Annotated in this window: 4 protein-coding genes and 1 pseudogene; all 5 read left to right on the top strand. The window is 65.1% G+C overall.

Translation table 11 applies throughout. From position 1 onward, the window contains the following. Nucleotides 1–784: calcium-binding protein (locus tag ABMC89_RS18915; protein ID WP_439655678.1), on the top strand; the 784-nt coding region annotated here is incomplete at its 5' end. Nucleotides 785–932: 148 nt separating this feature from the next. Next, a complete protein-coding gene (locus ABMC89_RS18910; RefSeq protein ID WP_349570785.1) occupies nt 933–1,958 on the top strand; it encodes an asparagine synthase-related protein in 1,026 nt (341 codons plus the stop codon). A 160-nt stretch (nt 1,959–2,118) separates the two neighbouring features. Next, the gene (locus ABMC89_RS18905; protein ID WP_349570783.1) at nt 2,119–2,751 is read left to right on the top strand and encodes a hypothetical protein; all 633 of its coding nucleotides are present in this window, start codon (nt 2,119–2,121) and stop codon (nt 2,749–2,751) included. Between the two features lie 58 nt (nt 2,752–2,809). Further along, entirely contained in the window at nt 2,810–6,709 is a 3,900-nt protein-coding gene (locus tag ABMC89_RS18900; protein WP_349570781.1) for a M10 family metallopeptidase C-terminal domain-containing protein, read from the top strand. Between the two features lie 157 nt (nt 6,710–6,866). Beyond that, nucleotides 6,867–8,142, top strand: a pseudogene (locus ABMC89_RS18895) (hypothetical protein); the annotation flags it as partial.

Below are 8,142 nucleotides of genomic sequence, written 5' to 3'. Positions count from 1 at the left end.
CATCGACGGCGGCACCGGCCAGGACATGATCTCCTACGTCGACTGGCAGAGCGACGCGGTCAACACCGCCGATCCGTTCAACCCCGGTGGCGCGCCGCCGCCCAATGCCGAGGTTACCGGCGTGGTGGTCGATCTCAACGACACCGGCAACAACACCAACCTCGCCGCGGGTCACACCTATCTGAGCGTCGAGCGGGTGACCGGCTCGGGCCGGCAGGACGTGTTTTACGGCGATGAGAACGAGAACGATTTCCGCGGCCTTGGTGATTACGACTGGTTCGTGGGCTCGACAGGCGGGCGCGAGCGCTACTTCGGCGGCGACGGCGAGGACACGGTGACCTACTACAACTCGACCTCTGGCGTGGTGGCGAGCCTGCGTAACGGGGCACGGATCGACGGCGAGGAAACGGGGCGGGGCACCGGCGGCGACGCGGCGCTGGATCTCTACTTCTCGATCGAGGGCCTTGTGGGGACGAACTTCGACGACAGCCTGACGGGCAACGAGGGTCGCAACAACCTCAACGGTCTGGACGGGGACGATTTCCTGTTCGGCTACGGCGGGATCGACCAGCTGAAGGGGGGGCTGGGCAACGACGTGATCGACGGGGGTGCGGGATCGGACTACGCGCTGTTCGACGGGGCGCGCGGCGACTACGCGGTGTTCCGCACGGCGTCGAACGAGGTGCGCATGAGCGGTGCGGAGGGCTTCGACATCTACACCAACGTGGAATACTTCCGCTTCACCGACGGCGACCTGCGGATCTGGGATCTAGACATCGTCTGATCCCCGACCGACCCGCCCCCGAAGCGAAACACCCGCCGCTCCCCGAAAGGGGGACGGCGTTTGGCTTGCCGGGGAGGGGGTGAGGCCTTATCACCCGCGATCAGCGGCGGTCCCGGTCGTGATCAACAGTCATGGAAGTGCACCTGTAATGAATGACGAGTCTCCCCAGGCCGACGTGCCTATGAACATCAGCCTCTACCTGCAGTATCGTCGGTTCTTCCCCGTGCCCAGAAAGGTCTACGAGCCTGTCGCGACCTCTGACGAGCTGATCGATGCGATCCGGCGTCGGGTGACGGGGTTAGGCGGCAAGCTGGGCATCCTGCTGTCGGGGGGAATGGATTCGGCGCTCGTGGCGGGGTGCATCCCGCACAGCTATACTGCCTATACCTTCGACTATGGCGAGGACCGTGCACATCTGAGCGAGTATTCCGAGGCCGCGCGCTATCTGACCCACGGAGCCGAGCACAAACGCTTCGGGGTCACACGTGATGCATATTTCAAGGCGATGGATGAGCTGATCTGCCTCCTGCAACAACCTGTGGTGCCGCACGCACCAGCGGTCTACCTTGCTGCGTTGCGTGCGCGTGCGGATGGGTGTACGCATCTGCTGACGGGTTTTTCTGCGGATACTCGATTTGGCGGGCATGGGCATCTCTACAAGGCGCAGACCAAGGAAGAGCTGGGCGAGATGCTCGACAAGCAGTTCGCCAACCCCGAAAAGGTCCTGCGATCCCCGCAGCCGAGCAAATGGGTTCTCGACGGCTTTGTCACGGACGGACGGATCGATGTGGCGGAGTTTCTTAAGCGGGTCGGGACCGAAGGGGCAAGTGTGATAGGCGCGATCACGCAGGCGGGCCTGATCCATGTCACGCCCTTCACCGAACTTGAGTGGAACCGCGGCGGCGAGCAAATCAGTAAGGGCAAGGAACTGGTCAAGAAGGCCTGCATTACGCTCTATCCCGAAGTTGGTGTGAACAAGAAAAAGCCCCTGCCGCTGCCCTATAACCAGTGGTTCGAAGACTACCAGCCCACGCGCTCCGAGCTGCTGCCACAGGCTGGTAAATACATGGACGGCAAGCGCCGCAGCCTTGTCTACGCAGTCGAGCGCTACCTTGCGCTGCGCGAGGAACATGGCTGGACCGTCCCTGAAGCGAACGGCGTGTTCTCTGATTGACTGCCCGCGCGCTGCTGTCTCTCCCCCTCGATCAGGGGGGACAGCGCCCCCGGAAAACCCTTGATCGAGTGTCGCAGGAGAGTACGATAGAGATAATTGTTTCGAGATTCTGCCAGTTTTATTGAGTTTTTTCCAACGACCGAGGCGTGGGGGCGCTGTTGTGAGACTTTCCGCAATCACGGGAAAACAGTCTGCCGTAGCGCATGATGCGCCATACGCAAACGTATGGCGCAGCGTCGTAGCCGGGGCCACGGGGCTAGGTCTTGCACTTGGCGGGACGGCTGTCGCGGAGGCCGGCCCTTGTGAGGTCCGCGTTACCGATCTGGCACAGAATACCACTTCCGACGCCTCCGCGCGCGCGGGCGAAGCGTCGGCGCTAGCGCAGGCGGCCTTGCTGTTCAGCCGGGTCAGCGTGGCGGAAATCGAGGCACAGCTGCGCGGGATCGCACCGGGCGACGCCCGCGAGGTGACTGATCTGTTTCAGGGCGCCGATGCGCGCTGGCGGTTCGAGCGCCCGCTGGAGGGCGGGGGCGACCCCGACGGTTTCGCCGTCGCCCCGCAACAGACCCGCTGGTTGATCCGCCCCGCCGAAGGATCGCCTGTGACCGCCTTGTTGCTGGCCGGTTTGCCGGATCCCGCGGCGGTCGACGCGGTGGCCCGGCCGGTTCTGGTCGGGCTGCATCACGCGGGGGCGGCCACGCATGTTTTCACCATAGAGCCGGTGGACCCGGCGCAGTGTCTCTGGCGGGCAGGCCGGGTCACGGATTGGATCGACGAAATTTTGCGCCGCTGAAAACCGGCGGTGACATTACGCAGCGCCCGTTTCGGGCATTTTAAAAAGGATATTGTAAATGGCTGGTAAACAAACGGTAACCGCAAGCACGAACACGCTGCTGGCGGGGCTCAAGCGCACGGTTCAGTGGGATACGGGCGATCTGACAAGCTATATCGCCGACAGCGGGGATGCAGCGACCATCGCCGCCGTTTATCAGAACCGGATCGGATCGGCCCCGTCGGGCACCTATGATCCCTACACTTCCACCGACGCGGCCGAGGCCCCCTGGCTGACCGCCATCGCGCGTGCCGAAGCAGCGTTTTCACTCGTCGCCGATATTTCCTTTACCGCCGCGACGGATATTGATGACGCCGACATCGTCTATGGCGGCGGCTATAATTCGCTGGGCGGCGGGACCATCGCGCGGATGGATGCGCCGGGCGAGAACCTCAAGTCCGGCGAGACCGACGATTACCAGTCGTTCTTCCTCGCGGTGATGAACGACGCGCGCTACGATGTGGCGGGTGAAACCGGGGGCGGCAGTTCGCCCGATTTCATCGTCCTGCACGAGCTCGGCCATGGTCTGGGTCTGAGCCACCCGCACAATTCGGATCGCGGCACGACGGCCTGGGCCAACAGCGGCGCGGTCGCGACCGACAACAAGGCCGATAACGCGCGCTACACGGTGATGTCCTACGAGATCGGCGGCATCGACGTGCAGATCCTCGACAACTTCGGCAATTCCGTCACCCCCGCGGCGCTGGATATCGCCACGCTGCAGGACATCTACGGCACCAGGGCGGCCCATACCGGCGACACCACCTATACGCTGACCGATCAGGGCACCACCGCGCTGGACCTGTCGGGCGGGGACGGCAGCATTTCCATCGGGCGGGCCTTCTATACCATCTGGGACACCGGCGGGGACGGCGACAAGATCGCGTATAACGGCGCGCAGAACGCCTATATCAACCTCAATGATGCCACGCTGGTGCAGGAAGAGCAGCCCGAGGACGCGGCGCTTCTGAAAGAGGTGAAGCTGACGAATGCCTATGCGGACATGGCCGGGCGCGTGGGCTCGCAGCCGCTCAACGAGCTGACGGATGCCGATTACCACGCGGGCGGCTATTACTCGACGCTGGCCACCGCCGCGGGCAACACCCAGCTGGGCGGTTATTCGATCGCCAACGGCGTGGTGATCGAGGATGCGACCGGCGGGTCGGGCAAGGATATGCTGATCGGTAACGCCGCCAACAACACGCTGACCGGCAACGCCGGTGACGACATGCTGGCGGGCGGTCGCGGTGCGGACGAACTGAAGGGCGGCGCCGGCGACGACGAACTGGTCGGCGGCGAGGGCAACGATACGCTCGAGGGCGGTGCCGGGACCGACACGGCCTATTACGACGGGCCCTGCGCCTCCTATACCATCGAACGTGACGACGCGACCGGCGAGGTCACGATCACCCACAAGGCCGGGCTCGACGGGATCGACACCTTGATGGACGTCGAATTCGCGAAGTTCACCGACGGCACCATCGACCTGACCGCCGAAGAGATCGAGGACTGCCCGCCGCTTGACTTCATTTTCCTGGTGGATCTGTCGGGCTCGTTCTCGGACGATCTGTTCTCGTTCCGGGCCGCGGCGCGTGAAATCGCGGCAGACCTGCGCGCCGAGAACGAGGACGTGCGCTTTGCCATCGCGTCCTTCATCGATTACCCGTTCTCGCCCTACGGCAGCGAGGGAGATTACCTCTACAAGGCCGAGCTGGCGCTGACCGACGATGTGGCCGCCTTCGAGGCGACCCTTGACGGGCTCAGCACCGGATCGGGTGGCGACGGACCCGAGGCGCAATGGGTCGGCCTGTGGCGGGCGGCCAACGGCGTGGGCCTGAACCTGCGCGAGGACAGCAGCCGCGTGATCTATATGGCCACAGATGCGCCCGCGCACACGGCATCGGATTACGGGCTGGATGAAACCAACATCCGCAACTTCCTTGAAACCGGCGAGATCGACGTCGAGGGTGGACCGGACGGTCTGGCCACCACGGGTGGCCGGGGCGGGGCCACGGCAACGGGCAGCACCGGTGACGGCAGCGGTCTGGAAATCCCCCCCGACCAGCCCACCATCCGTGACCCCGGCGATCCCGGCTATGATATCGGCGCCCCGGTCGAGCGGCTGGCGGACGATCCGCTCGTGGCGCTGGTTGGCGAATCCTTCCGCGAAATGGGTGCGATCCCGATCATTGGGACCACGCGCTTCGGCTCCGGCGAGGTCTACGAAGAGGCCCTGTCCGATCTGGGCAGTGGCGGTGTGGTCGTCGAAACCACGTCTTCGGGCGCGGATGTGACCGATGCGATCCGCGCGGGCCTTGCCCGGATCAGCGGTGACGTCACCGAAATAGGCACCTCCGCCGGCGAAGAGATCAACGGGACCGAGGGCCGCGACGTGCTGCTGGGTCTGGGCGGTGACGACACCATCACCGGTCTGGGCGGCGACGACTCGCTTGACGGCAGTGCCGGCAACGACGAGCTGGTGGGCGGTGACGGCAACGACACCATCAACGGTGGCACCGGCGACGACGATATCGCAGGCGGCGACGGCGACGATCTGCTGCGCCCCGGCACAGGCGCTGACACGATCACCGGCGGCGCGGGCATGGACCTCGTCTCGGGGTCGGCCTCGGCAATCGACGGCACGCATTTCGCGGACTTCGGTCGCGAGGATGCGGTGATCATCGAAGGGGTCGATGCACCCGCACCCTTCCTGACCATCACCGAGATCGATGGCTTGGCGACCTTCCTCGTGGACTTCGACAACAGCGATGCTTTCGTCGATGTCACCTTCACCGCCGACGCCACGGCGCTCGGCGTCGGGGCGCAGATGTTCCTGCGCGGCGGCAACCTTGAAATCGGCCGCGTGCTGACCGACGGGACCACCGCCGCCGACACGATCATGGGCAACCCGGTGAACAACTTCCTCAACGGTCTGGAAGGCGCCGACACGATCTTTGGCGGCGCGGGCCGTGACTGGATCACCCCCGGTCAGGGCGACGACGACCTCGACGGCGGATCGGGCCGCGACATGGTCTCCTACTTCGATGCGACGGCCCGCGTGGCGGTCAACCTCGAGGATGGCACATCTGTCGGCGGGTCGGGCACGGACACGCTGACCTCCTTCGAGGATGTCACCGGATCGATCTACAGCGATCTGTTCTTCGGCACGTCGGGCGAGAACCAGTTCCGCGGTCTGGGCGGTTATGACTGGTTCGTCGGCTCTGACGGGCGCGACGTCTACGAAGGGGGCTCGGGCCGCGACATGATCTCCTACGTGCTGGCCGACGACCGGGTCGAGGTCGATCTCGGCGGCGGCCGCGGGATCGGCGGCCAGGCGCTCGGGGACACCTACGACAGCATCGAGCGGTTTACCGGATCGATCTTCAGCGATCTGGCCTACGGCTCGGAGGGAGAGGACGATTTCCGCGGCTTGGGCGGCTACGACTGGTTCGTGGGCTCGGGCGGCGGCAAGGACCGCTACGATGGCGGATCGGGGCTCGACACGGTGGCCTATTCGCTCGCGACCGAAGGGGTTGTCGCCTCGTTGCTGCTGGGGCGTGGCACCGCGGGTGACGCGGCGCGCGATCTCTATACCTCGATCGAAAGCCTGACGGGGTCGAGCTTTGACGACATCCTGACCGGCAACAACGGGCGCAACTTCCTGCGCGGCCTCTACGGCGAGGATGTGATCTATGGCAACGGCGGGGTCGACCGGATCACCGGTGGTGGATCGGACGACTACATCGACGGCGGCAGCGGCTTCGACTACGCCTATTTCTCGGGCAACGAGGACGAGTACGCGATCGATATGCGCGACGGCTTTGTCTTCGTGGAATACCTGGGCAGCGGCGGCGACGGCACCGACCAGCTGGTCAACATCGAGGCGCTGGTCTTTGCGGACGATACCGTCTTCCTGTAATCGCCGCCCCCCGCACAGGACCTGACACCAGAGCCGCCGCTGCCCCCGCAGCGGCGGCTCTCCCCTTTTCGGGGGACGGTTGTCGTGGTGCCGATGGATATGATCCCGCCAGCGGTCACCGCATCCTTTTTCACGCAAGACATTCACGGGGAGTCCCATGCCAAGTTTCATGTTGCCTTCGGGTTCGAGTTTTTTCTTTCTGACCGATAGTTTCGGCGTCCTGAAACCGGACGGAAGCGTCGTGCACGACAAGACGCAGATCACCACGGACGCCGAGCGTTTCAGCATCAATATCATGGGCGCGCGTGACCTCGACGGGGGTGGTCTGCGGGTCTATTACCACGAAGAGCTGTTCCTCGACGGGGATGACGGCACGATCTACGCGCAGGACTACGCTGCCGACGGCAGCGCGTCGGGCACGCGGGTGCTGGTGTCGGAGGCGGGGCATCTCTACCCGCGCCTTGGCAATACCACGGCCATCGACACCCTGCCGGACGGCACGCTTCTTTACGGTGCCGATGCGCTCAATGCGCCCGACCCGGACGGGGTGTTCTTCACCCAGGTCTATCCGCGCAGCTTCCTTGACCGGTTCTTTCCCTTCTCCGCCGCTGTGGAGGAGATCGAGGGCGGCTTCGCCTGGGCGACGCTGGACTTTGCCGATGCCACATCGACGGCGCGGCTGCATCTGTTCGACACCGATCTGTCGCCCCGCGCGGTGAAGATCGAGGTGGGCGGCCTGCGCTTCCGGCCCAACGAAGGCACCGATACGCGCAACTTCGCGGCCATCGACGTGGCGGGGCTGGCGGGCGGCAATGTGGTCGTGGCGTTCAGCGCGCGGCGCTTCGCGGATGATGCGCGCACCGAAGGCGGCGACGTGCAGGGCATCTTCTTTGCCATTTTCGACAGCGCGGGGGTGCAGCAGGGCGATGTGATCACCGCCTATACCGGCGCCACCGGAGAAGTGCAGGAAAAACCGCGTGTCTTCGCGCTGGAGGGCGGGGGCTTCGCGCTGGCGTTCCAGAACCTGCAACAGGCGTCCTCGGCCTTTGACAAGAACATGTTCGTGCGCACCTACGACAGCGCCGGCACGCTGGTGGACGAGGATGTCTATACCCGCGGCATCGGCGATCCGCTGCAATATGTCAGCACCGAGGATCTGGCCATCGCGCCCGACGGCACCGCCGCATGGTGGAGCATAAGCGAGGGCAACGGGCTGCTGGATGCGCTCGATCCGCCCGCCTTTGCCGAGGGTGTGCCGACCGATCCTGACGGGGGCACCGGCGGGGGCACAGACGGGCCGGACACGACCGATATCACCGGTACCGACGCCGCCGAAGTGCTGGAGGGAACCGACGCTACCGAAACGATCAACGCGGGGGGCGGGAGCGACTGGATCACGCCGGGAGGCGGGTCTGACACGATCGACGGGGGGT

The sequence above is a fragment of the Sulfitobacter sp. HNIBRBA3233 genome, from assembly GCF_040149665.1.
Lineage (GTDB): Bacteria > Pseudomonadota > Alphaproteobacteria > Rhodobacterales > Rhodobacteraceae > Sulfitobacter > Sulfitobacter marinivivus.
This window is presented reverse-complemented; position numbering and strand designations above follow the sequence as displayed.

Excerpts from the sequence above, each read along its gene's own strand:
- ABMC89_RS18900 (WP_349570781.1), top strand. The coding sequence starts at position 2,810 with ATGGCTGGTAAACAAACGGTAACCGCAAGCACGAACACGCTGCTGGCG.
- ABMC89_RS18910 (WP_349570785.1), top strand. The coding sequence starts at position 933 with ATGAATGACGAGTCTCCCCAGGCCGACGTGCCTATGAACATCAGCCTC.